Source organism: Streptomyces sp. NPDC021562 (genome assembly GCF_040640875.1).
GTDB lineage: Bacteria > Actinomycetota > Actinomycetes > Streptomycetales > Streptomycetaceae > Streptomyces.
On record NZ_JBFACN010000045.1, the window covers coordinates 13,917 to 30,763 of the forward strand.

Annotated in this window: 16 protein-coding genes; 8 read left to right on the plus strand and 8 right to left on the minus strand. The window is 70.2% G+C overall.

The genetic code is table 11. From position 1 onward, the window contains the following. The first annotated feature begins 75 nt into the window (after window positions 1-75). The 3 genes from AB0G52_RS38935 (at window position 76) to AB0G52_RS38945 (ending at window position 2,823) form a co-directional block, all read left to right on the plus strand. Window positions 76-846: a trypsin-like peptidase domain-containing protein gene (locus AB0G52_RS38935; protein WP_132892126.1), complete on the plus strand. Its 771-nt coding sequence runs from the start codon at window positions 76-78 to the stop codon at window positions 844-846. A gap of 73 nt (window positions 847-919) precedes the next feature. Next, window positions 920-1,939 (plus strand): bifunctional lytic transglycosylase/C40 family peptidase, encoded by a 1,020-nt coding sequence (locus AB0G52_RS38940; protein WP_361343698.1) that lies wholly within the window; start codon window positions 920-922, stop codon window positions 1,937-1,939. Window positions 1,940-2,130: 191 nt separating this feature from the next. Next, window positions 2,131-2,823, plus strand: a complete 693-nt coding sequence (locus AB0G52_RS38945; RefSeq protein WP_361343701.1) for a phosphatase PAP2 family protein — start codon at window positions 2,131-2,133, stop codon at window positions 2,821-2,823. Between the two features lie 128 nt (window positions 2,824-2,951). On the opposite strand, the gene AB0G52_RS38950 is transcribed toward AB0G52_RS38945, so the two are convergent. Then, the gene (locus AB0G52_RS38950; RefSeq protein WP_361343704.1) at window positions 2,952-4,514 is read right to left on the minus strand and encodes an FAD-binding oxidoreductase; all 1,563 of its coding nucleotides are present in this window, start codon (window positions 4,512-4,514) and stop codon (window positions 2,952-2,954) included. Window positions 4,515-4,879: 365 nt separating this feature from the next. Between AB0G52_RS38950 and pstS the strand changes: the two genes are divergently transcribed. From pstS to pstB, 4 genes are all read left to right on the plus strand, one after another. Then, window positions 4,880-6,013, plus strand: coding sequence for a phosphate ABC transporter substrate-binding protein PstS (gene pstS, locus AB0G52_RS38955; protein WP_132892123.1), 1,134 nt, complete (start codon window positions 4,880-4,882; stop codon window positions 6,011-6,013). A 145-nt stretch (window positions 6,014-6,158) separates the two neighbouring features. Further along, window positions 6,159-7,166, plus strand: a complete 1,008-nt coding sequence (gene pstC, locus AB0G52_RS38960) for a phosphate ABC transporter permease subunit PstC (protein WP_132892122.1) — start codon at window positions 6,159-6,161, stop codon at window positions 7,164-7,166. Further along, window positions 7,163-8,224, plus strand: coding sequence for a phosphate ABC transporter permease PstA (gene pstA, locus AB0G52_RS38965; protein WP_132892121.1), 1,062 nt, complete (start codon window positions 7,163-7,165; stop codon window positions 8,222-8,224). Before pstC ends, pstA begins: the two co-directional genes overlap by 4 nt. Window positions 8,225-8,264: 40 nt before the next feature. Further along, a complete protein-coding gene (gene pstB, locus AB0G52_RS38970; RefSeq protein ID WP_132892120.1) occupies window positions 8,265-9,041 on the plus strand; it encodes a phosphate ABC transporter ATP-binding protein PstB in 777 nt (258 codons plus the stop codon). 236 nt (window positions 9,042-9,277) lie between these two features. On the opposite strand, the gene AB0G52_RS38975 is transcribed toward pstB, so the two are convergent. Further along, entirely contained in the window at window positions 9,278-10,276 is a 999-nt protein-coding gene (locus AB0G52_RS38975) for an inorganic phosphate transporter (protein ID WP_132892119.1), read from the minus strand. Between the two features lie 7 nt (window positions 10,277-10,283). Continuing rightward, window positions 10,284-10,904, minus strand: coding sequence for a DUF47 family protein (locus AB0G52_RS38980; RefSeq protein ID WP_132892118.1), 621 nt, complete (start codon window positions 10,902-10,904; stop codon window positions 10,284-10,286). Window positions 10,905-11,101: 197 nt separating this feature from the next. Here AB0G52_RS38980 and AB0G52_RS38985 point away from each other — a divergent pair, with 197 nt between their 5' ends. Further along, window positions 11,102-11,440, plus strand: coding sequence for a metal-sensitive transcriptional regulator (locus AB0G52_RS38985; protein ID WP_132892117.1), 339 nt, complete (start codon window positions 11,102-11,104; stop codon window positions 11,438-11,440). Window positions 11,441-11,459: 19 nt separating this feature from the next. Here AB0G52_RS38985 and AB0G52_RS38990 read toward each other — a convergent pair whose 3' ends face one another. From AB0G52_RS38990 to AB0G52_RS39010, 5 genes are all read right to left on the minus strand, one after another. Then, window positions 11,460-11,627 (minus strand): hypothetical protein, encoded by a 168-nt coding sequence (locus tag AB0G52_RS38990; RefSeq protein WP_165939509.1) that lies wholly within the window; start codon window positions 11,625-11,627, stop codon window positions 11,460-11,462. Between the two features lie 103 nt (window positions 11,628-11,730). After that, window positions 11,731-12,582: a hypothetical protein gene (locus tag AB0G52_RS38995; protein WP_132892116.1), complete on the minus strand. Its 852-nt coding sequence runs from the start codon at window positions 12,580-12,582 to the stop codon at window positions 11,731-11,733. A gap of 365 nt (window positions 12,583-12,947) precedes the next feature. Beyond that, complete coding sequence (locus AB0G52_RS39000) at window positions 12,948-13,364, minus strand: NUDIX hydrolase (protein ID WP_361343712.1); 417 nt, start codon at window positions 13,362-13,364, stop codon at window positions 12,948-12,950. Next, entirely contained in the window at window positions 13,361-14,386 is a 1,026-nt protein-coding gene (locus tag AB0G52_RS39005) for a CHAD domain-containing protein (RefSeq protein WP_132892114.1), read from the minus strand. The genes AB0G52_RS39000 and AB0G52_RS39005 overlap by 4 nt, the downstream gene beginning before the upstream one ends. Continuing rightward, window positions 14,367-16,724 carry an RNA degradosome polyphosphate kinase gene (locus tag AB0G52_RS39010; protein WP_132892113.1) on the minus strand — a complete coding sequence of 786 codons (2,358 nt, stop codon included), beginning with the start codon at window positions 16,722-16,724 and terminating at the stop codon, window positions 14,367-14,369. Before AB0G52_RS39010 ends, AB0G52_RS39005 begins: the two co-directional genes overlap by 20 nt. Window positions 16,725-16,847: the final 123 nt, after the last annotated feature.

Here is a 16,847-nt window from a genome sequence, read left to right on the forward strand (position 1 = left end):
GCGCGGGCGGTTCACAGAAAAATCTCAGTGAAGTCGGGGAAGGTTTCTCACCTTCGTGGGACACAGTGGAGCCTGATGAAGCGCACCTCACGCATCTACGTCACCACGCGCCGCGTCGCACTGTGCGCGGTGCTGGTCCTGGCCGCCACCTCGGCCTCCGTGGCCGCCGCCGACGAGGCGGCGGGTCCGTTCGGGGTGACCGCGGTGGTGGGGGCCACCGCCGCCAGCGCCAGGGTCGGGGCGCTGTTCAGCGCGGACAAGGCCGGCAGCCTGTCCGGCAACCACTTCTGCACCGCCTCCGTCGTGCACAGCCCGCAGCGGGACCTCATCGTCACCGCCGCGCACTGCGTCGACGGGGACGACGGCACGAACCTGGTGTTCGTGCCCGGCTACCGGGACGGGCTGGCGCCGTACGGGGTGTGGAAGGTCGGCAGGCGGTACCTGCCGGACGGCTGGTCGCACGGCCAGGACGAGGACAGCGACGTCGCCTTCGCCGCCGTGGACGAGCTGGCCGGCAAGCGCATCGAGGACGTCACCAGGGCCAACCGGTTCGCCACCGGCGTCGCCACCGGGGCCACCGCGGTGACCGTCATCGGGTACCCCGACTCCCGTGAGGTGCCGATCAGCTGCACCAACAAGCCCCTCGCCCACAGCTCCACCCAACAGCGCATCGACTGTCCCGAGTTCACCGGTGGCACCAGCGGGAGCCCCTGGGTGAACGGCGACCACGAGGTGGTGGGGGTGCTGGGCGGCCACGAGCAGGGCGGCGCCACGGCCGACACCTCGTACAGCGTGGTGCTCGGGAGCGAGGCCGCCGAGCTGTACCGGGACGCCACCGCCCGGTGAAACGGCGTCATGCGCGCCTTCCTGCTGTGAAATAGCGCCACTCTCAGCCGAAATGGCGTTGAACGGCCCTGCCATGGGGGAGGGTTGGGGCGTGCGGAAAGTATGGGTGATCGGTGGCGCGGCGGTCGGCCTCGGGCTGAGCTTCGTCATGCTGCTCGTCGTCGGGGTGTACGTCGTCGCCGGGAACCTCCTCAACGGGGTCGACGGGGCCACCAAGAGCCTGGCGAAGGGCTCGGTACCGGCCGCCTACTCGGCCCTCGTGCAGAAGTGGGGCAACCTCTGCCCCGCCCTCAACCCCGCCCTGCTCGCCGCCCAGCTGTACCAGGAGAGCGGCTTCAACCCGAGGGCGCAGAGCGCGGCGGCGGCCCAGGGGATAGCGCAGTTCATCCCGGGGACGTGGGCCACCCACGGCATCGACGGCAACGGCGACGGGGTGCGGGACGTCTGGGACCCGAATGACGCGATTCCGTCGGCGGCCTCCTACGACTGCCAGCTCGCCTCGTACGTCAAGGACGTCCCCGGCAACGTCTCCGACAACATGCTCGCCGCGTACAACGCGGGGGCGTACGCGGTCATCAAGTACAAGGGTGTGCCGCCGTACGCGGAGACCCAGAACTACGTGAAGACGATCACCACCCTCGAGGACAGCTTCGCCGCGCCGGTCAGCCGGCTCTCGCCCACCAAGCAGGCCGCCGGTGCCATCACCTACGCCCAGAACAAGCTCGGCACCCCCTATCTCTGGGGCGGCAACGGCACAGCTCAGGACGGTGGCCGGTTCGACTGCTCGGGGCTGACGAAGGCGGCGTACGCGAGCGTCGGGATCACCCTGCCGCGGGTCGCCAACGACCAGTACAACGCCGGTCCGCACCCCTCCCGCAGCGAACTGCTCCCGGGCGACCTCGTCTTCTTCTCCACCGACCTCTCCGACTCCCGGGCCATCCACCACGTGGGTATCTACGTCGGGGGCGGGTACATGATCGACGCGCCGTACACCGGGGCCGTCATCCGCTTCGACCCCATCGACTCGGCCGACTACTTCGGGGCCACCCGGGTCACCGAGGATGGCGCGAAAGCGCTCCCCACGACGGTGTGAACCGAGCGTGAAACCCACCCCTGAGCTGGGGCTTCGTGTCTCTCTTCGATAACGTCTGCGTGATCATTCGGTGGAGGGTGGAACGTAGGGGCGTAGGCCGTGCGTTCCTGTTGACGTAGCCGACCACGGGGGTGGCACGAGCGACGCACACCGTGTGCGTCCCGGAACGACGACGAAGGGGCCGCAGCACGATGGCTGTACTCGCCGAATCCGGATCCAACCCCGACGTCGACCTGCTCTACGACATCAACGGCCTGGCCAAGGACGCACCGCACTGGTTCGACCGGGTCATGGAGTTCGTCGGGGAGTACGGGCTGCTGGTCGCGATGGTGCTGCTGGTGGTGTGGTGCTGGTGGACCGTGCGGCGCCGCGGGGACGAGGACGCCCCCGCCACCCTGGCCGCGCTGGTCTGGGCGCCGCTCGCGGCCGCGATCGCCGTCCTCGTGAACGTTCCCATCCGCGGCTTCGTCGAGCGCCCCCGGCCGTTCCTCACCCACCAGGGCCTCGACGTCCTGATCTCCGGGAAGACCGACTACTCGTTCGTCAGCGACCACGCGACGATCACCATGGCGATGGGGGTCGGCCTGTTCGTCGCCCACCGCAGGTTCGGGCTGGTGGGCATCGCGCTGGCGCTGGCCGAGGGTTTCTGCCGGGTCTACATGGGCGTGCACTACCCGACGGACGTGGTCGGCGGGTTCGCGCTGGGCACGGCGGTCGTTCTCCTCCTGTCCCCGCTGGCGACGGCTCTGCTGACACCGGTGCTGAAGGCGGTCGGGTCGTCCCCGCGGGTGGGCGGGCTCGTACGGCGGCGGTCGGCGACGGTGGGGGTGGTGCCGGGGGCCCGTACGGCGCTGGAACCGACGGACCGCGACCTGGCGGCGTAGGCAGGCTGAGGCCCGGGGGCCGCGCCGCCCCAGCGGCACGACTGCCCGCAGCTACGACGTGCCCCGGCAGGGGCGCGGGGAACTGCGCGAGCAGCCCCCACGCAGCCGCAGTCGAACGACTCGGCCCCCTACAGCCCCTGCGGATAAGAGAAGAACCTCTCCGGGTCGTACTGCTTCTTCACCTTGCCGAGCTTGGTCACCGCGTCCCCGTAGTACGCCTTCTTCCAGCCCGTCAGCGTCGGGTCCGCGTAGTTCTGGTACGCCGCGCCGGAGGCGTACGGCTTCATCGCCGCGTGCGCCGCGTTCAGCCACGCCTGCCCCGCGCTCCCGGAGGAGCCCGCCCCCCACGACACGATGTACTGCGCCAGCATCCGCGACCGCCGGTGCACGAACGCCGTCGCCGTCGGCGAGACGCGGTTCACCGCCCCGCCGAGCGCCGTGAACGCGATGCTTCCCGCGCCGCCCCGGACCGCACCGATCTGCCTGAGCGCCGTCTGGATGCCGGCCGACGACAGCGAACGGTCGAAGAAGTCGGAGCGGGCCGTGTACGTCTCCCGGCCGAGCCTGCCCTGCGGGGAGCGCCCGGGGGTGGAGCCGGGCAGATGGCACTGGGGCTCGGTGGCGAAGGAGGAGCAGCCGGCGTAGATCTCCATGACCTCCTCGTAGGCGTGGCGGCGCAGGGACACCGAGGAGGCGTTGGCGCCCGCCTTGTGGGCGAGGGCGTCGACCGCGTTCTGCAACTCGCCGTACGTGCCCATGGAGAAGCAGGCGACCGAGACGCGCGGTCCGCTGCCGGAGTTCTCCAGGTGCAGGGAGGACCAGATCTCGTCCGGCTGCGACGGACCCCACTCCTGCCAGGCCTTGAGGACCTGCGCGGCCTTCGACCACGGCCAGGTCAGGTACGCCGTCACGCCCTGCGGGGTGGGGTGGGTGGCGAACTGGAGCTCCGTGACGACGCCGAAGTTGCCGTTGCCCGCGCCGCGCAGCGCCCAGTAGAGGTCCTTGTTGGTGCTCGCGTCGGCGACCACCTGCGTACCGTCGGCGGTGACGATCGTCGCCCGCGTGAGGCTGTCGCAGGTCAGGCCGTACGCCCGGGACGCGACCCCGTGGCCGCCGCCGAGCACCAGGCCGGAGACGCCGACCGTGGGGCAGGAGCCCGCCGGGATGGTCACGCCCTTCGCGGCGAGCCCCCGGTAGACGTCGATCAGTTTGGCACCGGCGCCGACGACCGCCGTACCGCCGCCGACGCGGATGCGGTTGAGCTTGGAGACGTCGAGGATCAGCCGGCCGTCGCCGGAGGAGTAACCCGCGTAGGAGTGACCGCCGTTGCGGATGGCGATCTTCAGGTTGTGGGCCTGGGCGTAGGAGAGGGTGGTGCGGATGTCGTCGGCGTGGGCGACGTACGCGACCGCCGACGGCTTCAGGGTGTCGAAGCGGGTGTTGTAGAGCTGGTGGGCGACCGTCCAGTTGGCCTCGCCGGGGCGTATCAGGGTGCCGTCCAGGGCGCGTGCGAGAGCGGTCCAGTTGGCCGCCGCCGCTGCGCTGGTGGTCTTCAGCGCGGTACGGGAGGATGTGGACGCGGGAGCCGCGCCGGTCGCCGGCGCCGTGCCCGCCCCGCCCGAGCTGCACCCCGTGAGTGCGGTCGCCGCGATGGCGGCTGCCCCGCCCGATATGAAGGTGCGCCGTTCCATGCCCGTGCCTTTCGTCGGCTGTCCTGGGACGAGACGACGTCCGTCGCACACGGGTTCCCGTCCGGTGTAACGAACGCTGTGACGTCGTAACGGCTGTGATGGCGAACGCCGAAGACGTGTTCGCTTAACCCGGCGGTTGGAACCTGCACGTGCCCTCACCGTAAGCGTTCCGTGACCTAACCAGGCCGACGGCAGGGGTTCACCCTCCGTTCACTTGTGCCCATCGGCGGCTTCACCTGTTCTGCCTACTTTCGGCCGTACGCGATGCGGTGAGCGGCCGTGGAAACCCAGTCGGGGAGCCCTCACTTCGTCACCACTACTTCGCACGCCGCCGAAGGTGGCGCCTCTGGAAGGAACTCCCGAAAGTGAAGCTTCAGCGCAAGAACCGGCTGCGCGCCCTGTCTCTCGGTGCTGTCGCCGTCTCCGGCGCCCTGGCCCTTACGGCGTGCGGCTCTGACGACAACGGCAGCGGCAGCGGTTCGAGCAGCAACCCCTCGACCTCCGCCAACGCCGGCTCCATCAAGTGCGACAACGCCAAGGGTCAGCTGCTCGCGGACGGCTCCTCCGCGCAGAAGAACGCGATCGACGCCTGGGTGAAGAACTTCTCGCAGGCCTGTGGTGTCCAGATCAACTACAAGGGCTCCGGCTCCGGCGCCGGTGTGACCGCCTTCACGCAGGGCCAGGTCGCCTTCGCCGGTTCCGACTCCGCGCTCAAGCCCGAAGAGGTCACCGCCTCCAAGAAGGTCTGCTCCGGCGGCCAGGGCATCGACCTCCCGATGGTCGGCGGGGCCATCGCGATCGGCTACAACGTCCCGGGTGTCGACAACCTGGTTCTGGACGCGCCGACCCTCGCGAAGATCTTCGACAGCAAGATCACGAACTGGAACGACGCGGCGATCAAGAAGCTGAACCCGACCGCGAAGCTGCCGAACCTGAAGATCCAGGCGTTCCACCGCTCGGACGAGTCGGGTACGACGGACAACCTGACCAAGTACCTGATCGCCTCCGCCCCGAGCGACTGGAAGTACTCCGGCGGCAAGGCCTGGCAGGCCAAGGGCGGCCAGTCCGCTCCGCAGTCCGCGGGCGTCGCCCAGCAGGTCAAGCAGACCTCCGGCGCCATCGGCTACTTCGAGCTCTCCTACGTCTCGGACGGCATCAAGGCCGCCAGCATCGACACGGGCGCCAGCAAGCCGGTCGCCCCGTCCACCGCGTCCGCCACCGCCGACATCGCGGCCGCCCAGGTCGTCGGCACCGGCAAGGACCTGTCGCTGAAGCTGGACTACAAGACCAAGGCCGAGGGCGCGTACCCGATCAGCCTGGTCACCTACGAGATCGCCTGCGACAAGGGCAACAAGGCCGACACCCTCCCGGCGACCAAGGCGTTCCTGCGCTACATCGCCTCCGAGGACGGCCAGAAGGTCCTCTCCACGATCGACTACGCCCCGATCCCCGACGAGATCATCGCCAAGGTCCGCACCACCATCGAGGGCCTGAGCTAAAGATCCGCGAGTGCGGCCGAGTCCCGCGAGGGGCCCGGCCGCACCGTCCGGTGCACCGCCGCCCGGAGTCGTCCGCCCCCCACAGCCGGGACGTACGGCTCCTCCGAGCCGCCCGCGAGGGCGACTCCGCAGACCGGAGAACCCGATGGACATATCGACGCAGACGACAGACGCCCCCCCTCCCCTTCCACAGCCCGGCGTTGCCGAGCAGAAGCGCAACGCCCGCGGCGCCACCCGCGCAGGTGACCGGGTCTTCCTCGGTCTTTCCCGCGGTTCGGGCGTCCTGCTGCTGGTGATCATGGCCGCGATCGCGGTCTTCCTCACCTACCGCGCCGCCCTCGCGATCAACCGCGACCACAGCAACTTCCTCACCACCTTCGAGTGGAACACCAACCTCATCCCGCCGAGCTTCGGCATCGCGGTCCTCGCCTTCGGCACGGTGGTCTCCTCGATCATCGCCATGGCCATCGCCGTCCCGATCGCCGTGGCCATCGCGCTGTTCATCACGCACTACGCGCCGCGCCGGCTCGCCGGACCCGTCGCCTACGTGATCGACCTGCTCGCCGCGGTGCCGTCCATCGTGTACGGCCTGTGGGGCGGGCTCGTCCTCGTGCCGCACATGACCGGCCTGTTCGGCTGGCTCGACGACTTCTTCGGGTGGACCGGGGTCTTCTCCTGGGACGGCGGCGCCCCGCGCTCGCTGCTGACCGTCGCCATCCTGCTCGCGATCATGATCCTGCCGGTCATCACCAACGTGAGCCGCGAGGTCTTCCGGCAGGTCCCGCAGATGCACGAGGAGGCCGCGCTGGCGCTCGGCGCCACGCGCTGGGAGGTCATCCGCATGGCGGTGCTGCCCTTCGGGCGCTCCGGTGTGATCTCCGCCTCGATGCTCGGCCTCGGCCGCGCCCTCGGCGAGACGATGGCCGTCGCCACCGTGCTCTCCCCGGACTTCGACATCCACGCCAGCCTGCTCAACCCGGGCGGCGGCACCTTCGCCCAGAACATCGCCAGCAAGTTCGGTGAGGCGACCTCCGACGGCCGTGACGCGCTCATCGCCTCCGGTCTGGTCCTGTTCGTCATCACCCTGCTGGTCAACGGCGCGGCCCGGATCATCATCCAGCGCCGTGCGGAGTACTCGGGGGCCAACGCATGAGCACCGCAGCAGTCGCCGACAAGCGCCCCAGCTCCCTCCAGGGCGCCAGTCTCCCCTCGTGGTCCCCGTACGCCATCGTCGGCGGGTCGATCGTCCTGGGCGTGGTCATCGGTCTGGTGGCCGGCCTGGACAGCAAGATCCAGTGGGGTCTGATCGCGGGCCTCCTGTACGTCCTCGGCACCTACGGCATCGCCGCCAAGGTCGAGGGAGGCCGGCAGGCCAAGGACCGCGTCGCCACCTCTCTGGTCTGGGTCGCCTTCGTCATCGCCGTGGTCCCGCTGGTCTCCCTGCTCTGGGTGACCGTCTCGCGCGGCGTGAAGGTCCTGGACATCTACTTCCTCACCCACTCCATGGGCGTCGTCGCCGACTCCCAGCCCGGCGGTGGTGCCTACGCGGCCATCATCGGCTCGCTGGAGCAGGTCGGTCTCGCCACCCTGATCGGCGCCCCGATCGGTATCCTCACCGCGGTCTACCTCGTCGAGTACGGACGCGGCCGGCTGGCCAAGTCCGTCACCTTCTTCGTGGACGTGATGACCGGTATCCCGTCGATCGTCGCGGGTCTGTTCATCCTCAGCATCATGCTGATCTTCGACATGCAGCCGTTCGGCTTCGCCGGATCGCTGGCCCTGGCCATCCTGATGATGCCGGTGGTCGTGCGCTCCACCGAGGAGATGCTCAAGCTCGTCCCGAACGAGCTGCGCGAGGCGTCCCTGGCGCTCGGCGTGCCCAAGTGGCGCACCATCCTGAAGGTGGTCCTGCCGACCTCCATCGGCGGTATCACGACCGGCGTCATGCTGGCCGTGGCCCGTATCGCGGGCGAGACCGCCCCGGTCCTGCTGCTGGTGTTCGGCAACCCGTTCATCAACAACAACCCCTTCGAGGGTGCGCAGTCGTCGCTGCCGCTGTTCATCTACCAGCAGTACGCGAACAGCGCCGGTGCCAACGCGGCCTACGACCGGGCCTGGGCGGCCTCGCTCACGCTGATCGCCTTCGTGATGATCCTGAACCTGGTGGCCCGCGGCATCGCCCGCTGGAAGGCCCCGAAGACCGGTCGCTGACCGGCCTCACAGCGACCGACCGTCTGGAAGTGAAGAAGTAATGTCCAAGCGAATCGACGTCAGCGGGCTCACCGCTTTCTACGGCTCCCACAAGGCCATCGACGACATCTCGATGAACATAGAGCCGCGCACCGTCACGGCGTTCATCGGCCCCTCCGGCTGCGGCAAGTCGACGTTCCTGCGCACGCTGAACCGGATGCACGAGGTCACCCCCGGCGGCCGGGTCGAGGGCAAGGTCCTCCTCGACGACGAGAACCTGTACGGCGCCGGGATCGACCCCGTGTCGGTGCGCCGTGAGGTCGGCATGGTGTTCCAGCGCCCGAACCCGTTCCCCACGATGTCGATCTTCGACAACGTGGCCGCGGGTCTGCGGCTGAACGGCAACTACAAGAAGAGCGAGCTCGGCGACATCGTCGAGAAGTCGCTCAAGGGCGCGAACCTCTGGAACGAGGTCAAGGACCGCCTGAACAAGCCCGGGTCCGGGCTCTCCGGCGGTCAGCAGCAGCGGCTGTGCATCGCCCGCGCGATCGCGGTCGAGCCGAAGGTGCTGCTCATGGACGAGCCCTGCTCCGCCCTCGACCCGATCTCCACCCTCGCCATCGAGGACCTGATCGGCGAGCTGAAGGAGCGCTTCACGATCGTCATCGTGACGCACAACATGCAGCAGGCGGCGCGTGTCTCGGACCGCACGGCCTTCTTCAACCTGGCCGCCGTCGGCCAGCCCGGCAAGCTGATCGAGATCGACGAGACGGAGCGCATCTTCTCCAACCCGTCGGTCCAGGCCACCGAGGACTACATCTCGGGCCGCTTCGGCTGAGCCGACACCGACCCCTCGCGGTGCTGCATGGCGGTGCCACCGCGAGGACGCAAGAGGGCCCGCCCCTGGCTCCCGGGGGCGGGCCCGTCTGCGTCGTGCGCCGGCTGCGGGAGGGGGGTGGCGCCGCAGGGGGTGGGTGGGATCGGTCCGGTGGCGGCTGGGGCCCGGTGGGGGCTTGTCGCGCAGTTCCTCCCCCAGCCTTCGGCCGGGGGCACCCCCAGCGCCCCTACGGGGCGCTACAGCACCGTCAGCTTCAGGACCCCGTAGGCCGCCGCGGCGACCAGGGCCGCTGCCGGCATCGTGATGAACCAGCCCAGGACGATGTTCTTGGCCACGCCCCAGCGGACCGCGTTCACGCGCTTCGTCGCGCCGACGCCCATGATGGCCGAGGTGATGACGTGGGTCGTGGAGATCGGCGCCTTGAAGAGGTACGCCGTGGTGAACATGATCGACGCACCCGTGGCCTCGGCCGCGAAACCCTGCGGGGGGTCGAGTTCGATGATCTTGCGCCCCAGGGTGCGCATGATGCGCCAGCCGCCCGCGTAGGTGCCGAGGGAGAGCATCAGCGCGCAGACGATCTTCACCCAGGCCGGGATCGGGTCGCCGTACGTCTCGTGGCCGGAGATCACCAGGGCCATGACGACGACACCCATCGTCTTCTGGGCGTCCTGGAGACCGTGCCCGAGGGCCATGCCGGCCGCGGAGACGGTCTGGGCTATCCGGAAGCCGCGCTTCGCCTTGTGCGGGTTGGACCGGCGGAACAGCCACATGATGGCCGTCATGACCAGGTAGCCGAGGATCAGTCCGACCACCGGCGACAGGAACATCGGGACGATGATCTTGTCGACGACGCCGTTCCAGAGGACCTCCGTGCCCCCGGCCAGGGCCGCGCCGACGAGCCCGCCGAACAGGGCGTGGGAGGACGAGGACGGCAGGCCGAAGTACCAGGTGACCAGGTTCCAGACGATCGCGCCGACGAGCGCCGCGAACAGGATGCCCATGCCCTGGGAGCCCTGCGGGGTCTCGATCAGGCCCTCGCTGACCGTCTTGGCGACGCCGGAGCCCAGGAATGCGCCTGCGAGATTCATCACGGCGGCCATCGCGAGCGCCGCCCGCGGGGTCAGGGCCCGCGTCGACACCGAGGTCGCGATCGCGTTCGCCGAGTCGTGGAAGCCGTTCGTGTACGTGAAGAAGAGCGCGACCAGGATGGTCACGACCAGCGCGAAGGTGTCCATCGACGCCTCAGGACTCCTTGACGGCGATGGTCTCCACCGTGTTCGCCACGTGCTCGAACGCGTCCGCAGCCTCTTCCAGGACGTCCACGATCTGCTTGAGCTTCAGCACCTCGATCGCGTCGTACTTGCCGTTGAAGAGGTGGGCGAGAAGCTTGCGGTGGATCTGGTCGGCCTGGTTCTCCAGCCGGTTGACCTCGATCCAGTACTCGGTGAGGTTGTCCAGCGTGCGCAGGTGGGGCATCGCCTCGGCCGTCAGGTCGGCGGCCCGTGCCAGCACCTCGATCTGCTGCTCGACGCCCTTCGGCAGTTCCTCGACGTTGTAGAGGACGACCAGGTCGACGGCCTCCTCCATGAAGTCCATGATGTCGTCGAGGGAGGACGCGAGGGTGTAGATGTCCTCGCGGTCGAACGGCGTGATGAACGAGGAGTTCAGCTGGTGGAAGATCGCGTGCGTGGCGTCGTCACCTGCGTGTTCCGCTGCCCGCATACGCTCTGCGATCTCGGCCCGGGCAGACGCGTCCGCCCCGAGCAGTTCCATCAGGAGCTTCGAGCCGGTGACGATGTTGTCCGCGGAGGCGGCGAACATGTCGTAGAAGCTCGTCTCCCTGGGGGTCAGACGAAAGCGCACTTGGGGTCCTCGGTATGCATGGGTTTCGGTCAGGCTGATGCTAAGCGCAACATCCGGCCACGGCTAATGGGCCGCCGTCCAGTTTCGCCCATCGGGCGTGGTGATCAGCACGGGGGCGTCCCGAGGGCCCTATACCCAGCAAAGTTCGTTACCATATACCCACCAGGGGTATGTGTCTCGATAGTGCGGAGGACGCGATGACGACCACCGAGGCCGACGCCGTGACGCCCTCCGGGGGCGGGGCACCGGCGACCACGCACGGTTACCACAAGCAGAAGGACGAGCACCTCAAGCGACTGCGCCGGATCGAGGGCCAGATCAGGGGCCTGCAGCGGATGGTGGACGAGGACACCTACTGCATCGACATACTCACCCAGGTCTCGGCCTCCACCAAGGCCCTGCAGTCCTTCGCCCTCCAGCTCCTGGAGGAGCACCTGCGGCACTGCGTCGCCGACGCCGCCGTCAAGGGCGGGGACGAGATCGACGCGAAGGTGGAGGAGGCCACGAAGGCGATCGGCCGCCTGCTGCGGACGTGACCGCGCGGGCGGCGCTGGGCTAGCCGTCCCCGCGCTCTTCGGCCACTCTCAGCACCTCGTCGATGCTCTCCAGGCTGAGGCGGTCCTCGGCGGCCGACGCCGCGATGATCAGCTCTCCGCACAGCTCGATCTCGGCGAGGGCCACGTGGTCCTGAACTGCCGTACCGCCGACCGGAGCCACGCGCATCACCTCTTCTCTGCCGTCACCGCTTCCTAGAGTAGGCAGCGGTCTACACACCGCGCATGGCACGGACGGGCTAGTTCACAGGTGGGACGGGCTCGGTCCCGGACTAGTGCGGCGGCTGGTTTTCGGCGATCCGGCCCGCGTAGATGTCCCGGGAGCGCGGCAGCCTCACGTCCACGGGGGTGCCGAAGTCGTACAGCAGGGTGGTGGAGGCGACCGCGACCGTGCCCTTGCTGGTGTCGTTGACGAAGCTGAACCGCTGCCTGAGCTTGCGGATCCGGCCCTGGTCGTCGAGGTACACGTCGAACGGGACCTCGGCGGTGGCGAACCCCTTCGCCGCGGCGGCGAGGGCCGGCCGGTTGCCCGGGGAGGCGGCCCCGGCCGCGACGGCCAGATCGGCGGTGCCCCGGTAGTGCCGGACCCCGGCGCCCGCGACCTCCGTCCGCCCGACGTACGTAGCGGTCCGGGTGCCGCGCAGCAGTTCGGCCGCCGCGAACGGGTCGGTCGCGCCGCCGGTCACCAGGTTGCCGTCGGAGAGGGAGGCGGTCTCCACCCGCACCCATTTGTCGGCGGGCACCCCGGCGCCCCGGTTCTTCATGAACAGCGCGCCCGGGGCGAGGAGTTCGGTGATCGGGCGGTGCTCGGGGGTACCGGTGGGGTCCTGCGGGAGGACGACCGTGAGCCTGCCGAGCTGGTGGGCGTAGTCGTAGACGCCCTGGCCGCGGATGGTGACCCGGGTGCCGCCGGCCGCCATCTCCATCGACGTGGTCGCCCTGGACGTGCGGGCGTTCAGCAGGGCGTCCGCCGCGTGTTCGAGGACGGTGACCGGGTCCCCGGGCGGGCCGCTCGCGCCCTCCGCCGTGGCGCCGCCGCAGCCGGTGGCGCACGCGCCGAGTCCGACCACGAGGCCCACGGTGACGGCCGTCTTCCCAGCGCGCCTGTGCTGCCGCCGATCCATCGCTGCCTACCCCCACCGGTACGTCCGTCGCGGGCCGCCTGTCGTTCCGGTTAACGAGGGGTGGGTGGGGCCGTCACGCATGCCTGGGCTTTACCGGGGCTGGGTAACGTTGTCGGTGTGGCGCAGGAGGACGGTTCCGGACGGGCCCTGCACAGGGTGGGACACGAGGCGGACACGGTTGAGCAGGGGCGGTTCTGTTTCGCCCGGTGCACGTGTGGCTGGCGGGGGCCGGCGCGGCGGGCGAGAAGCCTGGCGCGCACGGACGCGGAGGGGCACCTGGCCACCGGCGGGTGAGACGGTGTCAGGTGTCAGCTGTCAGGGCGTCAGAAGCCGGGTGCCAGGTGTCCGGTGCCGGGTGACACGCCTCACGGAGCGTTGTGCAGCGCGGCCGGCAACTCGTCCACCAGTTCCGCGTCCCGCGGCTGGGTCAGGCGGCGCCGGGCCTCCGCCGGCCGCAGCCACAGGATCCTGTCCACCTCGTGGTTCGGGGTGAAGTGACCCTCCCCCGCCTCGCCCGCCCAGTAACGGACCTCTTTGGGGCGGCCGTTGGCGTAGTAGAGGGCGGTGGACAGCTCGCTGCCGAGCGTCGCCGTGTAGCCCGTCTCCTCCTCGACCTCGCGCAGCGCGGCCGTGCCGGCGTCCTCGCCCCGCTTGAGCTTGCCCTTCGGGTGGGACCAGTCGTCGTACTTGGGGCGGTGGACGAGGCAGACCTCCAGGCCGCCGTCGACCGGTGAGCGGCGCCACAGGACGCAGCCCGCCGCGAGTACCGGGGTGTCGTTCACACGGCCTCCAGCGGCTGCTCCTGCCACGCCTGCTGGAAGGCGAAGCGGGCCGCCTCCACCTCGTGCCGCTGGTCGGCGTGGAGGACGCCGAGGGCGTAGGCGGTCGCCGGGGCGATGCGCGGGGTGCGGGCGGCCGCGGCGGCCGCCGCGGCGGCCTCGGAGGCGTCCCGGTGCCGGTTCAGGGCCTGGCCGGCCGTGAGCAGCCGGACGTCCACGGGGGCGCCCTGGCCGCACAGCACCTCGCGGGCGTAGCGGTGCAGGCGCAGCAGCAGGCGGACCTGGTGCCAGGGGCCGTCCTGGGGGTGCGGGGACGGGTCCGGGGACAGGCCGTTCACGAGGGCCTCCGCGTTGTAGGGGTGACCGGCCGTGACCAGCGGGAGGGCCGCGATGGCGTCGGTGAGGCGTTCCTCGGCGGCGGCCGCCGCCGGGCGCAGGTCGGCGGTGGAAGCCGCGGCCGTCAGCGGGACCTCGCTGGCCAGTACCGCCACCTTGTCGGCGACCGCGTGGAAGCGGGAGGAGCCGAGCGCCTGGAGCGCCGTGGAGTGGGCCCGGGTGCGGGCGAGGGTCAGCTGGCGGTCCAGCAGGGCGCCGGCCTTCGCCGCGCCGACCGTGAGGTTGCCGCGGTCGGTCGGGACCTCCGAAGTGGCCTGGCCGGGCAGGGCGGTCGAGCCGGAGAGCCGGTGCAGCGCCAGCAGCAGCCGCTGCAGCCTGGCCTCGTACGCGTGCTCAAGACCCAACGTGCCCGACAGCCAGGCGAGTTCGGGGCGGATCTCCTCCGACCAGTCGGCCTCCAGGAGCGGTCGGAAGGTGTGCAGGCTGCCGCTGATGCGCCGGGCGGAGCGGCGCAACGCGCGGGCCGCGTCGACGGACTCCTCCGCCGCGGCCGCGGCCGTACCGGTCTCCCGGTGCAGCCGCAGCGCGCGGAGGAACTCCGTGGCCTGGGCACGCAGGTAACCCGCGAGGGCGTCCCCGCTGACGGCCCGGGCCGTGGGGTCCGTCGGTTCAAGGTGTTGCTGTGCCACGCCGGCGCCTCCGGGCGTCTATGAGCATCTCCTGGATGTTGCGCAGCGGCTGTCCGTCGGCGTCGGTCGCGTGCCGGGTCCATTCGCCGTCCGGGCCCAGGTGCCAGGAGGAGGTGGAGTCGGACATGCCGGTTTCGAGGAGCCGGGTGAGGGCTGCCCGGTGGGCCGGGTCTATGACCCGGACCAGGGCCTCTATCCGGCGGTCGAGGTTGCGGTGCATCATGTCGGCGCTGCCGATCCACACCTCGGGTTCGCCGCCGTTGCCGAAGGCGAAGACCCGGGAGTGTTCGAGGAAGCGGCCGAGGATCGAGCGGACCCGGATGTTCTCCGAGAGGCCCGTGACACCCGGGCGGACGGCGCAGATGCCGCGCACCCAGATGTCGACCGGCACGCCGGCCATGGACGCCCGGTAGAGCGCGTCGATGAGCGCTTCGTCGACCATCGAGTTGGCCTTGATGCGGACGAAGGCGGGGCGGCCCGCACGGTGGTGCTGGACCTCCTTGTCGATCCGCGCGATCAGTCCGTCGCGCAGCGACTTGGGTGCCACCAGCAGGCGGCGGTACGTCTCCCGGCGGGAGTAGCCGGAGAGGCGGTTGAACAGGTCGGACAGGTCGGCGCCCACCTGCGGGTCGGCGGTGAGCAGCCCGAGGTCCTCGTACAGGCGTGCCGTCTTCGGGTGGTAGTTGCCGGTGCCGACGTGGCTGTAGCGGCGGAGGGTGTCGCCCTCCTGGCGCACCACCAGGGACAGCTTGCAGTGCGTCTTCAGGCCGACGAGGCCGTAGACGACGTGGCAGCCGGCCTCTTCCAGGCGCTTGGCCCACTTGATGTTGGCGTGCTCGTCGAAACGGGCCTTGATCTCGACCAGGACGAGGACCTGCTTGCCGGCCTCGGCGGCGTCGATGAGCGCGTTGACGATCGGGGAGTCGCCGGAGGTCCGGTACAGGGTCTGCTTGATGGCGAGGACGTCCGGGTCCTCGGCGGCCTGCTCGACGAAGGCCTGCACGGACGTGGAGAAGCTGTCGTACGGGTGGTGCAGCAGCACGTCCCGTTCGCGCAGGGCCGCGAAGATGTCGGGCGCGGAGGCGGACTCCACCTCGGCGAGGTCGCGGTGGGTGCCCGCGATGAACTTGCGGTACTTCAGCTCCGGCCGGTCCAGTCCGGCGATGCGGAACAGGCCGGTCAGGTCCAGCGGGCCGGGCAGCGGGTAGACCTCGGCCTCGCCGATCTTCAGCTCGCGCACCAGCAGGTCGAGGACGTCGCGGTCGATGGACTCCTCGACCTCCAGGCGCACCGGCGGCCCGAAGCGGCGCCGCATGAGTTCCTTCTCCAGGGCCTTGAGGAGGTTCTCGGCGTCGTCCTCCTCGACCTCCAGGTCCTCGTTCCTGGTGAGCCGGAAGGCGTGGTGCTCCACGACCTCCATGCCCGGGAACAGCTCCTCCAGGTGGGCGCCGATGACGTCCTCGATGGGGACGTACCGGCCCGGGCTGCTCTCCAGGAAGCGGGACAGCGACGGCGGCACCTTCACGCGGGCGAAGTGCTTGTGGCCGCTGACCGGGTTGCGGACCACCACGGCCAGGTTCAGGGACAGGCCGGAGATGTACGGGAAGGGGTGCGCCGGGTCGACCGCCAGCGGGGTCAGGACCGGGAAGATCTGGTGCCGGAAGAGCGTGAAGAGCCGCGCCTGCTCCTTCTCGGTGAGCTCGGCCCAGCGGACCAGGTGGATGCCCTCCTCCGCGAGCGCGGGGGCGACGTCCTCGTGGTAGCAGGCGGCGTGCCGGGCCATCAGCTCGCGGGAGCGGGCCCAGATCATCTCCAGCACCTCGCGCGGCTGGAGGCCGGAGGCGGACCGGGTGGCCACGCCGGTGGCGATGCGGCGCTTCAGCCCCGCCACCCGGACCATGAAGAACTCGTCCAGGTTGCTGGCGAAGATCGCCAGGAAGTTCGCCCGTTCCAGCAGCGGGGTGTTCGGGTCCTCGGCGAGTTCGAGGACCCGCTCGTTGAACGCGAGCCAGCTGCGCTCCCGGTCCAGGAACCGGCCCTGGGGCAGCCGGTCGCCGTCGAGCTGCGACTCCTCGTACGCGTCGAGGTCGGCGTCGATGTCGGGTTCGAGGTCGGAGACCGCGGCGGCCACCGTGTGCGGGCGGTGCGCGGCTATGGAGCCCACGGAGGGCTGGGCGTGCTGAACCTCGGCTGCCTGGGCGTTCTGCTGACTCATGACCCCATTCTTCCGCGCCCGGGGCGTGACAGGCGCGTCGGAACGTGCGGGTGGGAGGTGGACGACCCCGTTTCCCGCGAACCCCTCGGGGGGCGGCGAAGGCTCTGGCACGGCGGGCTTCATTGGCTGAGCGTCGCAAGTCCGTCTGAACCAATGGTTACGAAGACATGGCGTGCGGGATAGCGGGGAGCGGCTCACGGAGGTCTGTGATCGACCGGCGGGTGCGCCGGGGTTCACGAAAGCGAC